Origin of the sequence: uncultured Gordonia sp. (genome assembly GCF_937858515.1) — a bacterium.
Classification (GTDB): Bacteria; Actinomycetota; Actinomycetes; order Mycobacteriales; family Mycobacteriaceae; genus Gordonia.
In genome coordinates this window covers 1-21,953 of sequence record NZ_CALLZT010000051.1, presented here as the reverse complement: position 1 = coordinate 21,953, position 21,953 = coordinate 1, and the positions used below count along the sequence as shown (strand labels likewise).

Genomic DNA, 21,953 nt, shown 5'->3' with positions numbered 1-21,953 from the left:
CCCGAACCTGCGCACCAGGAGGTCGACGTGCGCGACCTGCATCCGTGAACCCCGGGCCAGCAGACGGTAGCCGCGCGGGCGCATCGAGGTGTCCTGGGCGTCGATGGTGGTGGGATAGCCGAACGCGCCGGCCAGCAACGTCAGATCGAGCAGATCGGCGTCGGACAGGCTCTCGATAGTTTCGAGTGCCTGCCGCACCTCCTCGGTGGTGGCCGGCTCAGGGCTCGCGTAGTAGTCACGGACCAGCAGCTCACGCATCGTGTCGTTGTCGTGGATCAGCTCCTCGAGCTGCAGACTCACCTGGCGGCCGTTGACGCCGAGCTCGAGCACGTACTCCTCGATCTCCACCGACACCCGGCGCACCATCTCCATGCGCTGCGCGGTCGACATCGCATCCCGCAGCAGCACGTAGTCCTCGATCTCGGCGCGCGAGAGCGCCGAGATCACCTCGTCGAGGCGTGACTTGTACCGTTCCAGCGTCGACAGGGCCACGTTGGCGCGCGACAGGATCGGGTCGGGGCTCTCGACGACCCGCCGCACCCCGTCGACGTAGATGCTCACGATCGACATCGACGCGCTCACCGAGATCACCGGATGTCCCGTCTGGACGGCGGTGCGTTCGGCGGCGCGATGACGCGTGCCGGATTCGTCGGTCGGGATCGTCGGGTCGGGGACGAGCTGGACGTTGGCGCGCAGGATCCGTTCACCGTCGGTCGACAGCACCACCGCGCCGTCCATCTTGGCCAGCTCGCGCAGCCGGGTGGGGGCGAACCCGACATCGAGCCGGAAACCCCCGTCGCAGATCTTCTCGACCTCCTCGTCGTGGCCGAGCACGATCAGTGCGCCCGTCCCGCCACGCAGAATCCGTTCGAGCCCGTCACGCAACCCGGTGCCCGGTGCGACACGGGCCAGGGTTTCCCGCGTCAGCGCTTCGCGGGCGGTCCCGTGCTTGTCAATGTCGGGCACCGTGTGCCACCTCCTTGTGAGTCGACCAATAGCGTATCCACCTATGAGAAGTGAATTCGCCGTGCCCGCCGACCTCGACCCGGTCACCCGACACCCGCAGGCCACCCCGCCCGGCGAACCGGTGGGCTCACACAACGCTTCGTGCTACGGATGCGGGCCACGGACTCCACACGGTCTGCACATCGTCACCATCGCCGGCGAGGGCTTCACTGTGTACGCCGATCTGCGGGTCGAGCCGTGGATGGAAGGCGGCCCCGGAGTCATCCACGGCGGTCTCCTGGCCACCGCGATCGACGAGGTCCTGGGCTCGGTACCCAAGCTCGCCACCGGCGCCGCCGTGACCGGGCACCTCGAACTCGACTACCTCAAACCCGTGCCGGTGGGGTTGACGGTGCGCATCACCGCTGAACTGCTGGGGGTGAAAGGCCGCAAGATCTACAGCAAAGCCGTTGTGCGTCCGGCTGATTCGGATCAGGAGCTGGCTATCGCGCACGCCCTGTTCATCGTCCCGCGCCCGCGCTGATCGCTTCGCCCAGGTTGTTCACGCGCATCGCCCGGATGCCGGCGGGAAGTTTCTCGTCGGTTCCGGCGGGGATGATGGCCCGCGCGAAGCCGAGACGTTTGGCCTCCGCGAGCCGCCGGGCGATGCCGGTGACCCGGCGCACCTCCCCGGCCAGCCCCAGCTCGCCGATGACGACGGTGTCCTGCGGGATAGGTGAGCGTTTGACGAACGAGGCCACGGCCAGCGCCGCGGCCAGGTCGACCGCCGGTTCGGTGACCTTCATGCCGCCGACCGTCGACACGTACACCTCCTGCTTGCCGACCTTCGGATAGCCGTTGGCCTGCAGGACCGCCAGGATCATCGCGATGCGCTGGGCGTCGAGGCCGGAGACCGCCCGCCGCGGATTGTGCAGATCGTCGCCGTTGGCCAGGGCCTGCACCTCTCCGACGAGGGCGCGTTTGCCGTCCATCGTCACCATCGTGACCGACCCGAACACGTCCGCGGACCGCTGATGCAGGAAGATTCCCGACGGGTCGGGCACCTCGTGGATGCCGTCGTCGTGCTGCTCGAAACAGCCCACCTCGTCGGAGGCGCCGAACCGGTTCTTGATGCCGCGGATCATGCGGAGCGTCGAATGTTTGTCGCCCTCGAACGACAGCACGACGTCGACGAGATGTTCCAGCGACCGCGGGCCGGCGAGGTTGCCGTCCTTGGTGACATGGCCGACGAGCACCACCGCGATCCCACGACTCTTGGCCAGTGACACCAAAGCCGTTGTGACAGCGCGTATCTGGGTGACTCCGCCGGTCACTCCGTCGACGCCGCCGGCCACCACGGTCTGTACCGAGTCGACGATCAGCAGGGTGGGACGGACGGCGTCGACGTGGCCGAGGATGGTCGCGAGATCGGTCTCGGACGCCAGGAAGATGCTCTCGTGGACGGCGTCGGTGCGTTCGGCCCGTAACCGGACCTGCCCGGCCGACTCCTCGCCGGTGATGTACAGCGCGGTGTTGCCGCGCCGCGCCCAGTGTTTCACCGTTTCGAGCAGCAGCGTGGACTTGCCGACGCCCGGCTCACCGGCGAGCAGGATCACCGAACCGGGCACCACGCCCGAACCGAGCACCCGATCGAACTCGCCTATACCGGTGGGCACGGCGACCGATGTGGTGGCGTCGATGTCGGTGATCCGCCGGGCCGGGCTCGATGGCGCGACCGAGGCGGCCGACCGTGACGACGGCGCCGGACCGCTCTCGGCGATCGTTCCCCAGTCGCCGCATTCCGGGCACCGGCCAACCCATTTGGGCGGTGCGAAACCGCAGGCGGAACAGGCATAGCTGATCTTCGGTCTGGCCACGGGGCCAACCCTAGATTCCGCCTACGACATCGCTGATCTAGTGCCCGGCTTCGCCGCCGCGGACTTTGTCCTGGCGTTCGAGATCGGGGCCGGCGTTGAGGGGCACCTGGACCCGCACTTCGCCTGCCTTCTCGAACTTGAAGGTCAGCTGGGTGCTGACGCCGACGCGCACGGTGTCGCCGGCGCCGGTGAGGGTGACCTTGAGGTGGTCGCTGTCACCGGCTTCTGATTCGGGTTCGCTCGTGGCGGAGGCAGACGCGGACGGTGCCGCCGAGCTGGGGGCGCTCGTCTTGGTGGTGTCCTCGGCCAGGCCGGGGAACTCACCTGCCTGCAGTGCCTTGCCCGGGTTGATGGTGGCGTCGCCGGTGATGGTGACGGTGCCGCGAGTGGGGGTCACCGCAACCAGTTTGTCGGCGACGGTGGCGCTTTCGTTGCTGATGAGGAAGGCGATGTCGTAGGGTCCGCCGGCTTCGGCACTGGCCTCGGCGTCGGTGGGCCACACGAATGTGACGTCGCGGATCAGCAGTGCGCCGAGTTTGGCGGAGCCGCCGTTGACGGCCGGTTCCTGGCTGGTGGTCTGTGACACCTGACCTGCGCCGCAGGCGGAGGTGCCGAGCGCGATGGCCAGGCCGAAAGCGCCGACGGCAGCGGCGCTCATCAGACGCCGTGTCCTGTTTTGAAGCTGTGACACCCGTTCCTCCAAGGTCCTCAGATGAAGGTGGTGTGCGTAACGTGCACACTCTGCACTACGCAGCGTAGTGGGCCGGTGGCGGGTTAGTCCTGCCGGGTCGCAGATTGGTTGCCGGATTGTGTCTCCGAGCGCGCTTCGAGCGCCCGGAAAACAGGTACTTGCGTGGCGTGGATCACGGTGGTATGCGACCTCGGCAAACCTTCGTGAAACCGCCTGTGCAGCATGCCGTCAGGGCCTTGACCTGCACCGTTGGTGAACCGCCCGGTAACGGCCGTGTTAGACTGGCGTCACTCGAAAGGGGCATAGAACATTGAATTTCAAAGTTGGCGACACCGTTGTGTATCCCCGTCACGGTGCGGCTCGTGTTTCGGACATCGTGACGCGGACCATCAAGGGTGAGCAGATCGAATATCTCGTTCTGAAGGTGGCCGATGGCGACATGACGGTTCAGATCCCGTCGTCGAAGCTTCAGGATGTCGGTGTCCGCGACGTTGTGGGGCAAGAGGGTCTCGACAAGGTCTTCCAGGTTCTGCGGGCCCCGCACACCGAGGAGCCCACCAACTGGGCACGTCGGTTCAAGGCAAATCAGGAGAAGCTCAACTCGGGCGACATCATCAAGGTCGCCGAGATCGTGCGTGACCTGTGGCGTCGTGAGCAGGACCGGGGCTTGTCGGCGGGGGAGAAGAGCATCCTGACGCGTGCGCGCCGGGTGCTCGTGGATGAGTTGTCGCTGGCACAGAACACCGACGACGAGAAGGCCACGAGCATTCTCGACGAGGTTCTGGCTGCGGCGTCCTGATCTGTGTCTGAAGCCGGACTGGTGGGCGGCCGCGCCCGAGTGGGCGTGATTGTTCCCGCTGCGGGGTCCGGTGTACGGCTCGGGGAGGATTCCCCGAAAGCGTTTGTCGATCTCGGCGGTTCGACGATTCTGGAGCATTGTGTCTCCGGGATCGCCGGCGCCGGGATCGACGCGTTTGTGGTGGTTGTCGTTCCCGCTGAACTGGTGGCTCACGCCCGTGAGCTGTTGCCGGGCGTGACAGTGGTACCGGGAGGTGCCCATCGCAGCGAGTCGGTGCGTGCGGGCCTCGCGGCCTGCGCCGATGCCGATGTGATTCTGGTGCACGATGCGGCCCGCCCGCTGACCCCGCCCGGGGTGTTCCGGCGTGTCGTCGACGCGGTGGTGGCCGGGCATCAGGCGGTGGTTCCGGGTCTGCCGGTGGCGGACACGCTCAAGCGGGTGGTTCCCGGTTCAACGAATGCCGAACGGGTCGTCGACACGGTGGACCGTGAACCGTTGCGTGCGGTTTCGACCCCGCAGGGTTTTACCCGGGAGGCGTTGCTTCGGGCCCACGCCGACAACGAGGGTCTGGCCACCGACGACGCCGGTCTGGCCGAACGCTGTGGTATCGACGTGGCGGTGGTGCCCGGAGACCCGCTGGGTTTCAAGATCACCACGCAGTGGGATCTGCGGATCGCCAGAATGCTGGTGTCGTGAGAGTGGGGATCTGGTGAGAGTCGGTATCGGGACGGACGCCCATCGGGTCGACGCCGCGGCGGAGTGCTGGATGGTCGGCCTGTATTTTCCCGGCGAACCCGGCTGCGAAGGCCACTCCGACGGCGACGTCGGTGCGCATGCGCTGTGCGATGCGGTGCTGTCGGCCGCCGGCCTGGGTGATCTGGGATCGGTGTTCGGCACCGGTCGGCCCGAGTGGGCCGGCGTGAGCGGGGTGCAGATGCTCCGGCACGTCGCCACACTCGTCGAGGCCGCCGGGCTGACCGTCGTCAACGCTGCGGTGCAGGTGATCGGGAACCGGCCCAAGATCGGCCCGCGGCGCGACGAGGCGCAGCGGGTGCTCGGCGAGGCACTGGGCGCGCCGGTGTCGGTGTCGGCGACGACCACCGACGGTTTGGGGATGACCGGGCGCGGTGAGGGGGTTGCCGCAATGGCGACTGCGCTGGTGACTAACGGGTAAGATGGCGCGTCGTGACCTTGCGCCTGTTTGATTCCGCTGCCCGAGAGGTACGTGACTTCGTTCCGTACCGCGACGGACAGGCGTCGATCTACCTGTGTGGCGCTACGGTGCAGGGACTGCCGCATATCGGTCACGTGCGCAGTGGTGTCGCGTTCGACGTCCTGCGTCGTTGGCTGGAGTACTCCGGTCTCGATGTGTTGTTCGTGCGCAACGTGACCGACATCGACGACAAGATCCTCAGCAAGGCCGCCGAGGCGGGCCGTCCGTGGTGGGAGTGGGCGGCCACCCACGAGCGCGCATTCGCCGCCGCCTACGACGCGCTCGGCGTGCTGCCGCCGTCGGGGGAGCCGCGGGCCACCGGATTCGTGACGCAGATGGTCGAGTACATGCAGCGGATCATCGACAACGGGCACGGCTACGCCGCCGACGGCAATGTGTACTTCGATGTGCGCAGCCTGCCCGAGTACGGCGCACTCAGCGGGCATCGGCTCGAGGACGTGCATCAGGGCGAGAGCGCGGGCACCGGCAAACGTGATCCGCGGGACTTCACGCTGTGGAAGGCGGTCAAACCGGGCGAGCCGTCGTGGCCTACTCCGTGGGGTCCGGGGCGGCCGGGATGGCATCTGGAATGCTCGGCGATGGCCACCTCGTTGCTCGGTCCGCAATTCGATATCCATTGCGGTGGAATGGATCTCATCTTCCCTCATCATGAGAACGAGATCGCCCAGGCCCGTGGTGCCGGCGACGGTTTCGCGAACTACTGGCTGCACAACGGCTGGGTGACCCTGGCAGGCGAGAAGATGTCGAAGTCGATCGGCAATGTGGTCTCGATGCCGGCGATGCTGGGCAAGGTACGGCCTGTCGAACTGCGGTACTACCTGGGCAGTGCCCACTACCGGTCGATGCTCGAGTATTCCGACGGCGCGCTCGCCGAGGCCGCGGCCGGATACCGGCGCATCGAGTCGTTCCTGCACCGGGTGGCCGAGCGGGTCGGCGAGGTCAAGGTCGGTGAGGTGTCGGCGGAGTTCGCCGAAGCGCTCGACGACGATCTCGGGGTGCCCGCCGCACTGGCGGTGGTGCACAACGCGGTTCGCCACGGCAACTCCGAACTCGAGTCCGGCGACGGCGCGGCTGCCGCGCAGACGGCCTCGACGGTGCGTGCGATGACCGGCGTTCTCGGTGTCGACCCGCTCGATGAGCGCTGGTTGTCCGACGGCGACGATTCAACCGCGACGGCCTCACTCGACGTCCTGGTGCGGGCCGAACTCGACCGCCGGGCGCAGGCGCGGACCGAGAAGGACTGGGCCACAGCCGATGCCGTCCGGGACCGCCTCACGCAGGCCGGTATCGAGGTCACCGACACCCCCGACGGGGCCAAATGGTCCCTCAAAGAACCCACCCGAAGGGGAACTGAGTAGATGGCCGGAAATTCCAAGCGGCGGGGCGCTATTCGCAAGGACGGCACTAAGAAGGGACAGGTCACCGGTTCCGGTGGCCAGCGTCGGCGCGGTCTGGAAGGGCGCGGCGCCACCCCCAAGGCCGTCGACCGGCCGTACCACGCGGCCCACAAGAAAGCCGCTGCCAACGCGAAACGTACTGCGGGACGGCCCAATACACGCAGACGCGAGGACGGTCCCGAGTATGTCGTGGGCCGTAACCCGGTGCTCGAATGCCTGCGTGCCGGGGTGCCGGCAACAGCGCTGTACGTGGCCGTCAACTCCGACCCGGATGATCGGGTGTCCGAGTCGGTCGGTCTGGCCGCCGACAAGGGCATCGCGATCCTGGAGGCCACCAAGCCCGAACTCGACCGGATCGCCTCCAACGGTCTGCATCAGGGTGTGGCACTTCAGGTTCCGGAGTACCGATACACCCATCCCGACGACCTGATGGCCCAGGCGCAGGCCAGCGGCACCCCGCCGCTGCTGGTGGCCCTCGACAACATCACCGACCCCCGCAACCTGGGTGCGGTGATCCGTTCGGTGGCCGCGTTCGGTGGGCACGGGGTGCTGATCCCGCAGCGCCGCAGCGCCAGCGTCACCGCCGTCGCCTGGCGCACCAGCGCCGGTGCCGCCGCCCGGCTGCCCGTCGCGCAGGCCACCAATCTGACTCGCACACTGAAGGATTGGGCTTCATCGGGGGTTCAGCTCGTCGGCCTCGACGCCGGTGGCGATGTGACCCTCGATGACTACGACGGCACTGGACCGACGGTCATCGTCGTCGGCTCCGAGGGCAAGGGCCTGTCGCGGCTGGTCCGCGAGAGCTGCGATTCGATCCTGTCCATCCCGATGGCCGGCGACGTGGAGAGCCTCAACGCATCAGTCGCCGCCGGTGTGGTGCTGGCCGAATTCTCCCGGCAGCGACGCCTGTCATAGCTCCGGCCCGTCACAAACCCCACCGCTGGGCGGGAGCATCGACATTGTTGTGACGCTCCCGCCCAGCGGTGGGGTTTATGACGGATGTCTGCTTCGGAGGACCTTCCGGGCCCGCTACATTTGAATGATGACAAAGCTCAGCAGCATCGTTCCCACGGACCTCGGACTGGTCGAGGGCGTCAATGGGAAGCGGACCCGTAAGGGGACGATCAGCTGGAAGGGCATCCCGTTCGCCGCGCCGCCGATCGCGGGCAACCGGCTGCGCGCCCCGCAGCCTGCCACCCCGTGGCCGGGGGTGCGCCCCGCGAACGCCTACGGCAAGGCCGCCGTACAGGCAAAACGTTTCACCGCCGTCGGCCCCGGCAAGTACCAGCCGATCGGGGAGGACTGCCTCACCCTCAACGTATTCTCCCCCGACACCGTGCGGTCGACGCCCCGGCCGGTGATGGTGTTCATCCACGGCGGTGCCTACATCCTGGGCACCACGGCCACCCCGCTGTACGACGGATCGGCGCTGGCCAGGACGCAGGACGTGGTCGTGGTGACCGTCCAGTACCGGTTCGGGCCGTTCGGTTACCTGGACTTCTCGTCGTACTCCACCGACGAACGCACCTTCGACAGCAACGTCGGCATCCGTGATCACCTTGCTGCCCTCGAATGGGTGCAGCGCAATATCGCGGCGTTCGGCGGTGATCCCGGCAATGTGACGATCTTCGGTGAGAGCGCCGGCGGGTCGGCCGTCCTGGCCTTGTTGGCCAGTCCCGCCTCGAAGGGGCTGTTCCACGCGGCGATCGCCCAGAGTCCCGCGCCGGAGCTGGTCGTCGAAGCCTCCGACGCACGCCTCTACGCCGATGCGTTCCTGCGAATCCTGGAAAGCCCCGAGTACCGGGCGGGCGCACGCGACGAGGAGCCGATCACCCCCGAGCGGGCCCGGCAATTGCTGACCAAGGCGTCGGCGGCGGACCTGCACAAGGCCGGTGCCCGGTTGTTGGCTTACGCCAAGCACACCGACATCGTTTCGCCCGTACCCTACGGCCCGGTTATCGGCGATGACATCCTGCCGGAGGCGCCACTGGCGGCGGCGCAGGCGGGCAAACTGCTGCCGGTGCCGCTGATCATCGGCACCAACAACGACGAGGGACTGCTTTTCGCCAAGACCTGGAATATCCTGCCACCGGCGGAGAAGACGGTCATCGACGCCGCGGGTATCGACAGCTGGAACGAGATCTCGGCACTGTATGAGAAAGACGGCCCCGACGGTGTCCGGCTGTCGGCGGATGCGGTGTTCTGGGCGCCGTCGGTGACGATCGCCGACGGGCACAGCGCGGTGGCTCCGACTTACGTGTACCGGTACGACTTCGCGACCAAGGTGCTGGAGAAGACCGGTTTCGGCGCGACACACGCGATGGAACTGTTCGCGGTGTTCGGGGCGTTCCGTACTGCCCTCGGCGCGGGTATCGCGGTGGGTTCGTGGCGTTCGGCCGAGCGGGTCACCCGCACCGTGCAACGGCACTGGGGCAACTTCGCACTCGTGCACACCCCGGTCGCCGGCTGGCCCAAGTACACCACCAACCAGCGCCGGGTGCTGCTGATCGACGACCCGTGCCACGTCCGCGTCGATCCCGGTGGCGAGCGTCGCCAGGCTTGGCAGAAGGCGCACGCGGCCCGGGCTCACTGACCCGGTATCACAGGCCGGCGATCACAGGTCCCAGGCGGTCGGCGGGTCGGCCGCCAGAAACGAGAGCACCAGCGGATTGACCACCTCGGGTGATTCGACCGGCAGATAGTGGGTGCCGGGCACGACCGCCAGCCGCCCGTGCGGCAGCGTCCGGGATAGTTCCACGGCATGCTCGATGACGATGCCGCCTCGGTCGGCGGCCAGTATGAGCGTCGGGGCCTGCACTGATGCGAAGTCCTGGGCGGTGTAGGCCGGTCCCGGGATCATCAGGTCGGTGCCTTTGGCCAGGTAGGTGTCGAAGTGTTCGGGACCGTCGGGGGAGAACGCGAGAAACAACTCGCGGAGCAGGTCGATGATCAGCGGGTCGCGCCGGGCCAGCGGCTCGATGAACACATCGGGCTCAATCGCAGCCGAATTGATATATCCGCAGGCCAGGACCAGCTTGTGTACCAGATCGGGGCGCTGACGGGCGACGAGCAGGGCGACGACGGCGCCCTCGCTCCAGGTGACCAGGTGCGCGGGACGCCGGACGACCGTCTCCAGGTAGTCGATCAGCAGTTGTGCGGTGCCTTCGAGCGTGAACGGCTCGTCGGTGTCGGGGCTGTGGCCGTGACCCACCCGTTCGGGGGTGTACAGGTCGAGGCCGCCGTCACCGAAGTCGAGTACCTGCGCCGCCCACGACGCCGACGATGCGAACAGGCTGTGGAGCAGGACCGTTGCCGGTCCCGCGGGGTTACCGGTGTGCAGATGCCAGATCGGAGTGCCGCCGATGTCGACGTACACCCCACCGTCTCGGCGCTCGCCGATAGCCACGGACATGACGACCATGGTGTCAGACGCCGCATCGCCGGTGGAGCACGATTGTGGAAAGATCGGGCAACTATCGTGACCGTATGGATCAGGATCGGCCCGTTGTCCGGGCACTCGGCGCGGCGCTGACGGCATGTGTGGTGGCGTGCGGTGCCGTGGCCTGCGGCTCCGGTGATGATGCCGGCACGTCGGCCGGGACGAGCAGCTCCGTGACGCCGGTGACCGAACCCACATCCGAATCGTCGGTTGAACCGTCACCGGCGCCGGTATATCTGCCGCCCTACATCGACCACGTGCAGTGGGTCGACACCGAGGTGGGGCCGAGTCTGCAGATCTATCCGACGTTCTCGGGCCGCAACGCCGACGCCCCCACGGCCGGCGACGAGGCGTGGTCGGAGGTGCAGAAACTCGACGCGAGCGCCGACAGCCCCGGGATGCGAGCGCAATTCGACTGCCATTGGACGTTCGCCCGGCTCGTCGCTCCCGACAAGACGAGCTGGAACCTGGAACCGCAGAGACCCGTGGTCACCGCCGACGAGATGATCGCGGCCCGCTGCAATCCCGGGTTCGCCGAGGAGCCGGGCCCCTGATCCGCCTGGGTGCAGTACAGTAAGGCCGATGGTATCGATGGAACGTGTTATCGCCACCGAATCGGGGCTGGTCGGGGGCCGTCGCGGTCGCGGTAGGTCGATCAGCTGGCGGGGCATTCCGTTCGCCGCGCCACCTTTGGGCGACAAGCGATTCCGCGCGCCGCAGCCGCCGGAAGCGTGGCGTGGTGTGCGCGAATGTGACTCCTTCGGCGACGCGCTCATCCAGGAGAAGTACCTGACGCTCACCACGCCGCTGAAGCTGCAGCCGATGAGCGAGGACTGCCTCACGCTCAACGTGTTCTCGCCGGACTCGGTGCCATCGGCGCCGCGGCCGGTGATGGTATTTGTCCACGGCGGCGGTTTCCTGATGGGGATGGCAGCCACCCCCATCTACGACGGTACCCATCTCGCCCGCAACCAGGACGTCGTCGTCGTCACCATCCAGTACCGGTTCGGGCCGTTCGGATTCCTCGACGTCACCGAGTACGCCGATCCCGAGCACCCGTTCGAGACCAATCTCGGCCTGCGTGACCAGATCGCAGCGCTGGAGTGGGTGCAGCGCAACATCGCCGCATTCGGCGGCGACGCCGACAACGTCACAGTGTTCGGGGAGAGCGCGGGCGGCTCGTCGGTGCTGGCACTGCTCGCCGTGCCCGCCGCGAAGGGACTGTTCGCCGCCGCGATCGCCGAGAGCCCGGCCCCCGAACTCGTCGTCGAGCAGGACACCGCACGCATCATCGCCGACGAGTTCCTGCGGCTCCTCGACGATCCGTTCCGGGCTCCGGGCGCTCCTCATGACGGGCATCCGTTCCCGGCCCGGCAGGCCCGCCGGTTGCTGTCGCGGGCGTCGGGCCACGCGATCCATCAGGCGGGCAAGAAGCTGATGGACTATTCGATGAAGGTCGACGTCGGGGTGTTTCTGCCGATGGCACCGATCATCGGCGACGACATCCTGCCGCAGTCGCCGCTGCAGGCCGCCCGCGCCGGTGTCACTCACCCGATCCCGCTGGTCGTCGGCAACAACCGGGAGGAAGGAGCGCTGTTCGCCCGGTTCTTCGACCTGACGCCGGCGGTGGAGAAGACCGTCCACAAGCTCGCCGGTACAGCGGGCGGTGAGGCGATCCGCGCCGTCTACGGCGAGGAGAAGGCCGACAAGTCGCGACTGTCGGGCGATTTCCTGTTCTGGGGCCCCACCAGCGTGTTCGTCGACGGCCACAGCGCGGTGGCACCCACCTACCACTACCGCTACGACTACGTGACCCGACTGCTCAAGGCGAGCGGTTTCGGCGCCACCCATACCACCGAGATGCTGGCGGTGTTCGGTTCGCTGAAAACCTACGTCGCCGGTTTTCTGGCGATCGCCGACTGGCGTTCGGTCAGTCGCCTGGTCGCCGAGGTGCAGGGCCGTTGGGGCGGTTTCGCCCGCCACCGCGATCCCGGCAGCGACTGGCCCGCCTACACCACCGCCGACCGCCGCGTCCTGATCATCGACGACCCGAGCCGCGTCGACACCGACCCAGACGCCCGCCGACGCGAGGTCTGGCAGCGCCTGCATTCGACTGAATTGTCCGGTTGATTCACACCACCGGCGCCGTGTCGGCGGGTTTGATGACCACGATGCGGGTGACGCCGTTGCCCGCATCCACCGTCTGCAGGACTGATCCGTCAGGTCTGAGCTGGGGGACGCCCCAGGGTTGTCCGCCGAGTGGGGTGGTGGTGGCGCCGGTGGCGGTGATGGAGGTGACGTAGTACGTCATGTCGCCGGTGGCGTGGTCGCTGGTGTAGGTGATCAGGTGGGCGGAGCTGTCGGGGGCGATCAGGACCTCGCTGTACCAGTAGCCGGTGAGCGGGGTGATGGTTGCGATGCCGTCGGCCACACCGGTGACGAAGTAGCTGGTTTCGCTGGTGACGGGGTCGTCGATGTAGGTGATCTGGTATGCGGTGCCGTCGGGGGCGAAGGTGAGGCCGCCGGTGGGGACGCCGGAAAGCGGGGTGGTGGCGGTGAGGACGCCGCTGCTGTCGACGGCGGTGATGAAGAAGGAGATGTCGCCGGTGGGGTCGTACGTGTAGAGGGTGTAGTAGGCGGTGTTGTCGGGGGCGGTCTGGAGGTCGCCGTAGGGCGCGCCGTCGAGCTGGGTGAACGCGAGGCCGCCGATGGCGGTGATGGCGACGACGTTGTAGACGAGGTCGCCGGTGGCGGGGTCGTAGGTGTAGGTGGTCTGGTAGACGGTGCCGTCGGTGGCGATCACCGGGCCGCCGTTGGGGGTGCCGTCGGCCCTCACCTCGAGGTCGACGGCGGTGCCGGTGATGGCGATGACATACGTGGCGTCGCCGGCGACGGGGTCGTAGGTGTAGGTGGTCTGGTAGACGGTGCCGTCCGGGGCAATCTGGAGGTGGCCGGGGATGGCGTCGAGTAGCGAGATTCTGGTTGCGGTGCCGTCGGTGGTGATGGCGGTGACGTAGGTGTTGTAGACGTCGGTGGTGGCGTCGTAGGTGTAGGTGGATTGGTAGGCGGTGCTGTCGGGGGCGATCAGGAGGTCGCTGAACGGGTAGCCGAAGAGTGAGGTCCGAATCGCGTTGCCGGCGGTTGTGATGGTGGTGACGTTGGTGATGGTGTCGCCGGTGACAGGGTCTTCGGTGTAGGTGGTTTGGTAGGCGGTGCCGTCGGGGGCGAACTGGAGGCCGCCGGGTGCGCCGGCGAGTGGGATGACGGCGGTCAATGTGCCGGTCGTCGTGATGGTGGTGACGTAGGTGGTGTACTGACCGGTGGAGCCGTTGTAGGTGGAGGTGGTGTGGTAAGCGGTGCCGTTGGGCGCGATCCGGAGGTCGGCAACTGTGCCGATGAGTTCGGTGACGGTTGTGGTCCCGGCGGGGGTGGTGGTCGAGGGGTGGGACACGGCATCGCCGCTGGCGGGGTCGTCGGTGCGGATGACCTGGTAGACCGTGCCGTTCGGGGCGACCTGGAGGCTGCCGATGGGTACGCCGGTGAGTTGCGTGGCGGTTGAGGTCCCGGAGGGGGTGATGGCGGCGATATAGAACTCGGATTCGCCCGTGTCGGGGTTGTAGGTGTAGCTGGCCAGATGGGCGGTGCCGCCGGGATCGACCTGGATGTCGCTGTAGGGGTCGCCGGCGACCGTGGTGACGATCGTGGTGCCGGTGGGGGTGATGACGGTGACGTAATTGGTGACGACTCCGGTGTCGGGATCGTAATCGAAGCTGACCTGGTAGGCGGTGCCGTCAGCGGCGATCGGGAGGTTGCCATTGGGTGAGCCGGGGAGCACGATTCCGGCGACGGGGGCGATGACGGTTGCGCTGTCGGTTCCGCCGCGTCCGTCATCGACGGTGATGGTGAGTGTTTCGTCGAGGTCGTCGCTGGTGGCATGGAGGTAGGAGGCTGCCAATCGCTGGGCGCCGGACGGGATGTAAGTGTAGGTGCCCATTGCCGGGTCGAGGAGCAGTGTCGCGCCCTTGGCGGTGGTGAATATGTTTGTGCCGGTGGTGTTTGCGCCGTTCACTGTGAACGTCAGCGGGTCGGAGTCGGGGTCGGTTGCGGTGAGGGTGCCCGTGACGGTTCCTGATCCGAGTGCCGGCTGTGACGGTGGCGCGAGGTTGATCGTCGGGGCCTGGTTGGTGGGTGCGGGGACGTTGATCGTGACGTACCGGGTGTGCGGGTCCCGGCCGGTGAAGATGCTCAGCAGGCTCGCCAGGCCGTGGAAGTGGGGGCCGGTGTCGGAGAGCTTGACGGTGAATTGGTCGGCGGTGGGGCTGCCCGGACTGGCGGTGTAGGTGATCGTGCCATCGCTGTTGACCACTGCGGTGCCGTTCGCCGGCCCGGATGCGATGGTGGTGGTGAGCGGGTCGCAGTCGGGGTCGGTGGCGTTCAAGCTGATGGTGTAGCCGTCGATGGTGGGTTGCAGAGTGGGTGTGGCGGTGGGGGGTTGGTTGTGGGGGGAGGGTGTGGGGGGTTGAAACCCCCACAGAAGGGGCCACGGGGCGGGGGGGGGGGGGGAGGGGGTGGGGGGCGCGGCGCCGAGGGTGGGCAGACCCAGAATGACGAACAGCCCGGCGACCGCTTGTCCGGTGGTGGTCGGCGGGGTGGTTGCCGTCGTGGTGGTCGGGCCGGCGTTGAGGAATGCGGCGGGTGCGAAAGTTTGTGGGGTGTCGCCTGTTTCGGTGAGGATGCTTGCAGGGGTGGAGAACGCGAGCATCTGTGGGGTGTCGGTTTGTGTGGTGTTGGGTTGGGTCGTATCTGTCTGCCCGGTGTCGGTGGGTTCTGTCGTAACGCGTTCGCCGGGGCCGGGGCCGGGGCCGGGTTCGGTGGTGGCTGTGGTTGTTCCGGGTTCGGAGAAGGTGGATTGATCGGTGGCCGGTGGGGTGGTATTCGCCGGTGGATTGGTGCCGGAGGAGGCGCCGCCGCCCTCGGCTGAACCGGTGTAGGCCGGCGTTCCGGCATAGGTCGGGGGTGTGGTGGTCGGGGGTGTGGTGTCGGTGGACTCTTCTACGGGTTCGATGCCGGCGGAACCGTTGTGGGTGGACGAGGTGTCGGGGGTTGTTGCCGCGCCGTTGGCGGGGGTGTCGGTGACCGGGGTTTGCGCACCCGGGGATTCGTTGTCACCGGGCGATCCACCATCGCCGGTTCCGGTGCCGGTTCCGGTGCCGGGTGATCCGCCGTCACCGGGCGATCCGCCGGCGCCGGACCCGGTACCGCCGCCGGGTGATTCGCCGCCATCGGAGGGGCTGCCGCCATCGGAGGGACTGGGGTCGCCCGGCGACCCGTCGTCGGCGGAGTTGCCGTCGCCGGTATCCGAGTCACCCCTGTCGGTATTGGCGTTGCCCGACGGGGTGCCGCCGCTCGGTGCTTCGCCGGAACCGCTGGTCGCACTGCCGCTGGTCGCACTGCCTTGTGAAGACGACTCGGACAGGCTTCCGGTCTGGTCGGCGGCGGCCTGGCCGGGATTGAGGAACAAGCTGACCCCGGCGGCTGCGGCGATCAGGCGGACGCGGTTCTTCTGCGAGATACGCATGGCATCCTCCAGGCGAGATCAGATAGATAGAGTCAACAATCGCTCAAAGTGATGCCTGGGGGAATGCCTCAAACTACGCAATTTTCGCTTCGAACTACTCGGCCGGACTGTTTCTGCTGGTCGCGGCGGTGTGATTCGGAATGCCGAGAAAAGTTCAACCGTTCGGACTACAAGCCCAATAATTAGTGTGCAGCACAAAAGATGCCGGTTGGCACCGCCTGTGCGGAGATGTGGGCTATCGGGTGGCCCAGATCCGGCGGCGGCCGATGAGGCGGCAGGCGGCGTAGATCAGGAACGAGATGGTGGTGACGAACACCGATACGGGCAGGCCGGGTGCCAGGGACAGGATGACTCCGCCGATGGCGGCGATCTCGGCGAACAGGACCGCGAGGCCCAGGACGACGGCTGGGTTCGCACTGACGCGGGATGCGGCGGCCGCGGGGGTGATCATCAGCGACATCACCAGCAATGCGCCGATGATCTGCACGGCTTGCGCGACGGCCAAGGCCATCAGCACCGCGAACACCACCGACAGCAGTCGCATCGGTACGCCGTGGGCCTGGGCGACGCGTGGGTCGAGGGAGGCGAACAGCAGGGGGCGGTAGATGATCGCCATGCCCGTCAGGACGATGACCGCGGTCACGGCCGCGGCCACAAGGCCCGACGTGGTGACGCTGACGACCTGTCCGGTGAGCAGCGCGAAGGCGGTGGTGGTGCGGCCGTCGTAGAGGGCGATGAACAGCACGCCCAGGCCGAGACCGAACGCCATCAGCACGCCGATCACCGAGTCGCGTTCGCGGGCCTTGTTGCCGAGGAACCCGAAGATGGCCGCGGCCACCACCGCACCGCCGACGCCGCCGAGGTTGACGCTTACCCCGAGCAGCAGCGCCGCGGCCGCGCCGGTCAGCGACAACTCGCCCACGCCGTGCACCGCGAACGACATCTGCCGCGCGATCACCAGCGGCCCGATCACCCCGCCCATCAGCGCGACCAGCGCCAGCGCCAGCAGCGACTGGTGCACGAAGTCGCGTTGCAGGAGGTCGGCGGTCTGCGAGAAGTCCCAGAACTGGTGCAGCTCGACCCGGGATGCGGCCAGCGGCGCGTTCACGCGGCACCGTCGGAGTGCGCGTCGCCCATGCAGTGATGGCCGTCCTCGCCGCCGACAACCAGGAGGCGCCCGCCGACGCGGATCACCTCGATATCGCTGCCGTACAGCTTCGACAGCGTTTCGGTGGTCATCACCTCATCGGGCGGCCCGACGAGGAACTGCCCGCCCACCAGGTACAGCACGCGGTCCACATAGGGGAGCACCGGATTGATCTCGTGCGTCACGAACACCACGGCGGTGCCGGCATTGCGGCGCCGGGCGTCGATCAGCTCGACGACCAACTGCTGATTGGCCGGGTCGAGGCTGGCCAGCGGCTCGTCGCAGAGCAGGAGGGCGGGGTCGGCGGTCAGTGCCTGCGCGACCCGCAGCCGTTGCTGTTCACCACCGGAGAGCACACCGAGCGGGGCGCCGGCGTACCTCTCGGCGCCGACCTGCGCCAGCGCGTCGTCGACGATCTGGCGCCGGCGTGCCCGGCCCCGCAGCCCGAGCCCCCATGATCGGCCGTCGACACCGAAACCGACCAGGTCGCGACCACGCAGAGCCATCGTGTCGGCGTCGTCGGCGTGTTGTTGCGGGATGTAGCCGACGGCGTCGGTGACCTCCAGCTCGCCCGAGCTCAGCGGGTACTGATGCAGCAAAGTCCGCAGAAACGACGTCTTGCCGGACCCGTTGGGGCCCAGGACCGCGATCCATTCGCCGGGTTCGATGGTCAGGTCGAGGTCGTCCCACAGGACGCGGTCGCCGAATGCCAGGCGGGCGTGACCGAATCGGGCCACCGGCCGGTGGCCCCGGGGTGATGGGCTGTTCACCCGACTATTGTGCGGTGCCGAGTGCGTCGGCGAGCGACCGGATCTGTCCGCGCTGCCAGCCGATGTAATTGTCGACGCCGTCGGGCAGCGTCTCGGTGAACTCGACGACCGGCACCTTCGAAGACTGCGCGACCTTCAGCAGCGCCTCGGTGACCTGGTCGACTTCCTGCACGTTGTAGACGAACGCCTTGACGCGGTGCTGTTTGAGCAGGTCCTCGACGGCGGCACGGTCGGCGGCCGACGGCGACTGTCCGGCCTCGACTGACCGGGTGAACCCGGTCGGCGCGATGTCGTTCAGCCCGGCCTCGGTGAGCAGGTATCCGGCGAGCGGTTCGGTCTGGGCGACCTGCGCGCCGTTGTGGGTGCGTTTGATGTCGGCGAGTTGGGTGCGCAGGGCGTCGATGTTGTTCTCGAAGCGGTCGGCATTGGCCTCGTAGGTGGTCTTGGCCGAGGGGTTCTTCGTGGCGAGCGCATCGGCGAGTTCGTCGGCGACGTCGCCGACCAGCTCCAGGTCGTAGAAGACGTGCTCGTTGGCGTCGCCGTGGTGCTGGTGATCGTCGCTGTCGTCATCGTCGTGGTCGTCGTGGTCGTCGTGGTCGTCGTGGTCGTCGCTGAGGAGTTTGAATGCGTTGACGACGGTGGCATCGCTGCTCTTGGACGCGTCCTCGAGATACTGGTCGTAGTGGCCGCCGTTCATCAGGATGATGTCGGCGTCGGCGATCTTTGCGGTGTCGGCCGCCGGTGGCTCGAACTCGTGCGGGTCGCCCTGTGCGTTGGTGAACAGGGCGATGACCTTGGCTTTGTCGCCCGCGACGGCGGTCGCCACCGAACCCCACACGTCGGTCGAGGTGACGATGGTGGGGACGCCGGGCGTCGCGGTGCCCGGGGATGCCGAGCTGTCGCCGTTGTCGCCGTTGTCGGAGCAACCGGACAGGACCAGGACGCCCGCCCCGACCAACGCCGCCGTGCTCACCAATGCTCGCCGCTTCATGAGGACCGCCTTACGCAAATGAAAACCGTTACCGAAAGCAGTGTAGAGGATGAATGGCCCGCCGACGAATCGGAGGAGCTTCAGCCGGGCGATTAAGGTGGACGTCATGTCCGTGCTTCCGGTGCCGCGTCGTGTCGCACTGATCTCCGTGCACACCTCACCGCTGGCGCAGCCGGGCACGGGCGACGCGGGCGGGCTGAACGTGTACGTCTGGCAGACCGCCATCCGGCTCGCCCGGCGCGGGGTGCAGGTCGAGATCTTCACCCGCGCCACGTCGTCAGCGGACGCGCCCGTCGTCGACGCCGCGCCCGGAGTACTGGTGCGCCACGTCGTCGCCGGCCCGTTCGAGGGCCTCGACAAGACGGATCTGCCCGCCCAACTGTGTGCGTTCACCGCCGGGGTGCTGCGGGCAGAGGCCATGAACGACCCCGGCTACTACGACCTCATCCACTCGCACTACTGGTTGTCGGGGCAGGTGGGGTGGCTGGCCCGGGACCGCTGGAGTGTGCCGCTGGTGCACACCGCGCACACGCTCGCCGCCGTCAAGAACGCATCCCTGGCCAAGGGGGACACCGCCGAACCGCGCCTGCGGGAGATCGGCGAACAACAGGTCGTCGACGAGGCCGACCGGCTGGTGGCCAATACCGAAACCGAGGCCGCCGAACTGGTCTCGATGTACGGCGCTGACCCCGACCGCATCGACGTCGTCTACCCCGGCGCCGACCTCGACTGTTACACAACGGGTTCGATGCCCAAGGCGCGGGCCGAACTCGGGCTCGACCCCGGCGAGCAGGTTGTCACCTTCGTCGGCCGTATCCAGCCGCTCAAGGCTCCCGATGTGTTGCTGGCCGCGGCGGCTCCGCTGATTCACCGTTCGCGGCAACCGGATTCGGGTGTGCGGCCGCTGCGGGTATTGATTGTCGGCGGTCCGTCGGGGACCGGACTCGAACGGCCCGGAGCGCTGATCGAGCAGGCCGCACAACTTGGCATCTCCGACGCCGTCACGTTCCTGCCGCCGCAACCGTCCGATCGTCTCGCCGACGTCTATCGCGCATCGGATCTCTTTGCGATGCCCAGCTATTCGGAAAGCTTCGGGATGGTGGCCATCGAGGCGCAGGCCTGTGGAACGCCGGTGATCGCGGCCCGCGTCGGCGGACTCGAAGTGGCCGTCGCCGACGGGCACAGTGGTCTGCTCGTCGACGGGCATGAGATCGACACGTGGACATCGGCGCTGGAAAGCCTTCTGTGGCAACCGGATCGACTGGCCGAACTCGCGGCCTCGGCGCGGGGTCACGCCGAACAGTTCTCCTGGGAGCACACCGTCGACGCATTGTTGGTCAGCTACGGTCGCGCGATGAGTTCGCTGGAATCATCCAAACACGCTGTGCTCAAAGAACATCTGGGTTCCAGGGGCGCTCTCGGAATGGCCGATGGCATCGGCCAGCGGATGCGCCGGAGCTGGCTGCGACGGCGGACCCGCGTGGGCGCCTGAATCGCGAGAGAAGGGAACGGAAAATCCGCATGGGATACAGCGAAATCGCCCAGGTCGTCGAGTCTGCGCTCACTGAACGCGAGATCGGCTACAGCACAAAGAGTTCCGGAGGTGCGCAGGCCGCACACTTCGTCCTCGAGCTGCCCGGTGAGAAGAAGCTCAAGACCACGGTGCTGCTCACCGCCGAGCAACACGGGCTGCGGGTGGAGGCCTTCGTGTGCCGGCGTCCCGACGAGGACTTCGAGGAGGTGTACAAATACCTGCTCAAACGTAACCGGCGCATCTACGGCGTCGCGTACACCCTCGACAACGTCGGCGACATCTATCTCGTCGGCCGCATCTCCGCCGACGCGGTCACCGGAGACGAGATCGATCGCCTCCTCGGGCAGGTCCTCGAAGCCGCCGACAGCGACTTCAACATTCTGCTCGAGATCGGTTTCCACACCTCCATCCAGCGCGAATGGGCCTGGCGTGTCTCCCGCGGCGAACCCCTGCACAACCTGCGAGCCTTCGAGCACATCATCGACAAGGACGCCCTCCCCGACCCCGGCGAACCCCTACCCGGCGAGGCCGCTCGCCCGTCGGTCGCGGACCTGGGTGCACCAGGCTGAGCCGCAACTTTCTGGAGATATGGCGGTCCGCTCGGGCATATGGCGGCGCGGACCGCTATACCCGACGAAATTCACAGGCTGGGCGCGAGGTGTGTCCGGTTTGGGGCGGTCTGCGTCACATCTTTGCAATCGTCGTTGGTACGATTGTGGCCGCGAATCCCACTACACGGAGGTCTGATGAGCTTCAAGAACCCGTATCCCGACGTCGAGATCCCCAACGTCAGTGTCTATGACTTCCTCTTCGGTTCCATCGCCGACGAGGACCTGGATCGGGTCGCCCTCGTGGACCCCAAATCGGGTTCGGAGACCACCTATCGTGCGCTGATCGCGCAGATTAATGCCGCGGCAGGCGCTTTGGCGGCGCGCGGGATCGGTGTCGGCGACGTGGTCGGCATTCTGTCCCCGAATGTTCCGGCGTTCGCCACGGTCTTCCACGGCGTGCTGCGGGCCGGTGCCACCGCCACCACCCTGAACGCGCTGTTCACCGCCAACGAGATCGAAAAGCAACTGATCGACTCCAAGGCCAAGATCCTGATCACCGTCTCGCCGCTGTACGAGCACGCGGCCGAGGCCGCCAAGCGCGTAGGGCTGGGCGACGAGAACCTCATCGTTCTCGACGGTGAGGGCCTGGAGAAGTCGGGACACCCGAACGCCGTCGACCTGCTGGCACCGAATCTTCCGGCGCCCGAGGTGTCGTTCGACCCGGCCACGCACATCGCGGTGCTGCCCTACAGCTCCGGCACCACTGGAAATCCCAAGGGCGTCAAGCTGTCCCACACCAATCTGGTGGCCAATGTGGCACAGATCCAGCCGCTGCAGTCGATGAGCTCCGACGACGCCATCATCGCGGTGCTGCCGTTCTTCCACATCTACGGCATGACCGTGCTCCTCAACGCCGCGCTGTACGCCCGTGCCCGCCTGGTCGTGATGCCGCGCTTCGACCTGGTCGAGTTCCTGGAGAACATCCAGAACCACAAGGTCA

At 67.3% G+C, this 21,953-nt stretch carries 20 protein-coding genes; 12 read left to right on the top strand and 8 right to left on the bottom strand.

Features of this window, described 5'->3' with window-relative positions; genetic code table 11:
* Positions 1-966, bottom strand: a 966-nt coding sequence (disA, locus tag Q0627_RS04000) for a DNA integrity scanning diadenylate cyclase DisA (protein WP_298807797.1), incomplete at its 3' end; no start/stop codon positions are given.
* A 43-nt stretch (positions 967-1,009) separates the two neighbouring features.
* Between disA and Q0627_RS03995 the strand changes: the two genes are divergently transcribed.
* Positions 1,010-1,489, top strand: coding sequence for a PaaI family thioesterase (locus tag Q0627_RS03995; protein WP_291013503.1), 480 nt, complete (start codon positions 1,010-1,012; stop codon positions 1,487-1,489).
* Here Q0627_RS03995 and radA read toward each other — a convergent pair.
* Together radA and Q0627_RS03985 are read right to left on the bottom strand one after the other, a co-directional pair.
* Entirely contained in the window at positions 1,467-2,822 is a 1,356-nt protein-coding gene (radA, locus tag Q0627_RS03990) for a DNA repair protein RadA (protein WP_291013504.1), read from the bottom strand. The two genes, Q0627_RS03995 and radA, sit on opposite strands and share 23 nt — an antisense overlap.
* A 37-nt stretch (positions 2,823-2,859) precedes the next feature.
* The gene (locus Q0627_RS03985; protein WP_291013505.1) at positions 2,860-3,480 is read right to left on the bottom strand and encodes a hypothetical protein; all 621 of its coding nucleotides are present in this window, start codon (positions 3,478-3,480) and stop codon (positions 2,860-2,862) included.
* 343 nt (positions 3,481-3,823) lie between these two features.
* Here Q0627_RS03985 and Q0627_RS03980 point away from each other — a divergent pair, with 343 nt between their 5' ends.
* From Q0627_RS03980 to Q0627_RS03955, 6 genes are all read left to right on the top strand, one after another.
* Positions 3,824-4,312 (top strand): CarD family transcriptional regulator, encoded by a 489-nt coding sequence (locus Q0627_RS03980; RefSeq protein ID WP_291013506.1) that lies wholly within the window; start codon positions 3,824-3,826, stop codon positions 4,310-4,312.
* 3 nt (positions 4,313-4,315) lie between these two features.
* On the top strand, positions 4,316-5,008 hold the full coding sequence (gene ispD / locus Q0627_RS03975) for a 2-C-methyl-D-erythritol 4-phosphate cytidylyltransferase (protein WP_291013507.1): 693 nt from the start codon (positions 4,316-4,318) through the stop codon (positions 5,006-5,008).
* 13 nt (positions 5,009-5,021) lie between these two features.
* Positions 5,022-5,486 (top strand): 2-C-methyl-D-erythritol 2,4-cyclodiphosphate synthase, encoded by a 465-nt coding sequence (gene ispF, locus Q0627_RS03970; protein WP_291013508.1) that lies wholly within the window; start codon positions 5,022-5,024, stop codon positions 5,484-5,486.
* An 11-nt stretch (positions 5,487-5,497) separates the two neighbouring features.
* A complete protein-coding gene (cysS, locus tag Q0627_RS03965; protein ID WP_291013509.1) occupies positions 5,498-6,904 on the top strand; it encodes a cysteine--tRNA ligase in 1,407 nt (468 codons plus the stop codon).
* The gene (gene rlmB / locus Q0627_RS03960; RefSeq protein ID WP_291013510.1) at positions 6,905-7,858 is read left to right on the top strand and encodes a 23S rRNA (guanosine(2251)-2'-O)-methyltransferase RlmB; all 954 of its coding nucleotides are present in this window, start codon (positions 6,905-6,907) and stop codon (positions 7,856-7,858) included.
* Between the two features lie 127 nt (positions 7,859-7,985).
* A complete protein-coding gene (locus Q0627_RS03955; RefSeq protein WP_291013512.1) occupies positions 7,986-9,536 on the top strand; it encodes a carboxylesterase/lipase family protein in 1,551 nt (516 codons plus the stop codon).
* Between the two features lie 21 nt (positions 9,537-9,557).
* Here Q0627_RS03955 and Q0627_RS03950 read toward each other — a convergent pair whose 3' ends face one another.
* Positions 9,558-10,364, bottom strand: coding sequence for an alpha/beta hydrolase (locus tag Q0627_RS03950; protein ID WP_291013514.1), 807 nt, complete (start codon positions 10,362-10,364; stop codon positions 9,558-9,560).
* A gap of 65 nt (positions 10,365-10,429) precedes the next feature.
* On the opposite strand from Q0627_RS03950, the gene Q0627_RS03945 reads away from it, so the two are divergent.
* Both Q0627_RS03945 and Q0627_RS03940 read left to right on the top strand, forming a co-directional pair.
* Positions 10,430-10,936, top strand: coding sequence for a DUF2599 domain-containing protein (locus tag Q0627_RS03945; protein WP_291013516.1), 507 nt, complete (start codon positions 10,430-10,432; stop codon positions 10,934-10,936).
* Positions 10,937-10,964: 28 nt separating this feature from the next.
* A complete protein-coding gene (locus Q0627_RS03940; protein WP_291013517.1) occupies positions 10,965-12,512 on the top strand; it encodes a carboxylesterase/lipase family protein in 1,548 nt (515 codons plus the stop codon).
* Between the two features lies 1 nt (position 12,513).
* Here the strand turns inward: Q0627_RS03940 and Q0627_RS03935 are convergent, their stop codons facing one another.
* From Q0627_RS03935 to Q0627_RS03920, 4 genes are all read right to left on the bottom strand, one after another.
* Entirely contained in the window at positions 12,514-15,960 is a 3,447-nt protein-coding gene (locus Q0627_RS03935) for an Ig-like domain-containing protein (protein WP_298807791.1), read from the bottom strand.
* Between the two features lie 235 nt (positions 15,961-16,195).
* Complete coding sequence (locus Q0627_RS03930; RefSeq protein WP_291013519.1) at positions 16,196-17,068, bottom strand: metal ABC transporter permease; 873 nt, start codon at positions 17,066-17,068, stop codon at positions 16,196-16,198.
* Positions 17,065-17,877 carry a metal ABC transporter ATP-binding protein gene (locus Q0627_RS03925; RefSeq protein ID WP_291013521.1) on the bottom strand — a complete coding sequence of 271 codons (813 nt, stop codon included), beginning with the start codon at positions 17,875-17,877 and terminating at the stop codon, positions 17,065-17,067. Before Q0627_RS03925 ends, Q0627_RS03930 begins: the two co-directional genes overlap by 4 nt.
* A gap of 4 nt (positions 17,878-17,881) precedes the next feature.
* A complete protein-coding gene (locus Q0627_RS03920) occupies positions 17,882-18,868 on the bottom strand; it encodes a metal ABC transporter solute-binding protein, Zn/Mn family (protein WP_298807798.1) in 987 nt (328 codons plus the stop codon).
* A 106-nt stretch (positions 18,869-18,974) separates the two neighbouring features.
* On the opposite strand from Q0627_RS03920, the gene mshA reads away from it, so the two are divergent.
* From mshA to Q0627_RS03905, 3 genes are all read left to right on the top strand, one after another.
* On the top strand, positions 18,975-20,360 hold the full coding sequence (gene mshA, locus Q0627_RS03915; RefSeq protein ID WP_298807787.1) for a D-inositol-3-phosphate glycosyltransferase: 1,386 nt from the start codon (positions 18,975-18,977) through the stop codon (positions 20,358-20,360).
* Between the two features lie 29 nt (positions 20,361-20,389).
* Positions 20,390-20,971, top strand: coding sequence for a YbjN domain-containing protein (locus tag Q0627_RS03910; protein ID WP_298807785.1), 582 nt, complete (start codon positions 20,390-20,392; stop codon positions 20,969-20,971).
* Between the two features lie 177 nt (positions 20,972-21,148).
* A partial coding sequence (locus Q0627_RS03905) for an AMP-binding protein (RefSeq protein WP_298807783.1) occupies positions 21,149-21,953 on the top strand: 805 nt, incomplete at its 3' end.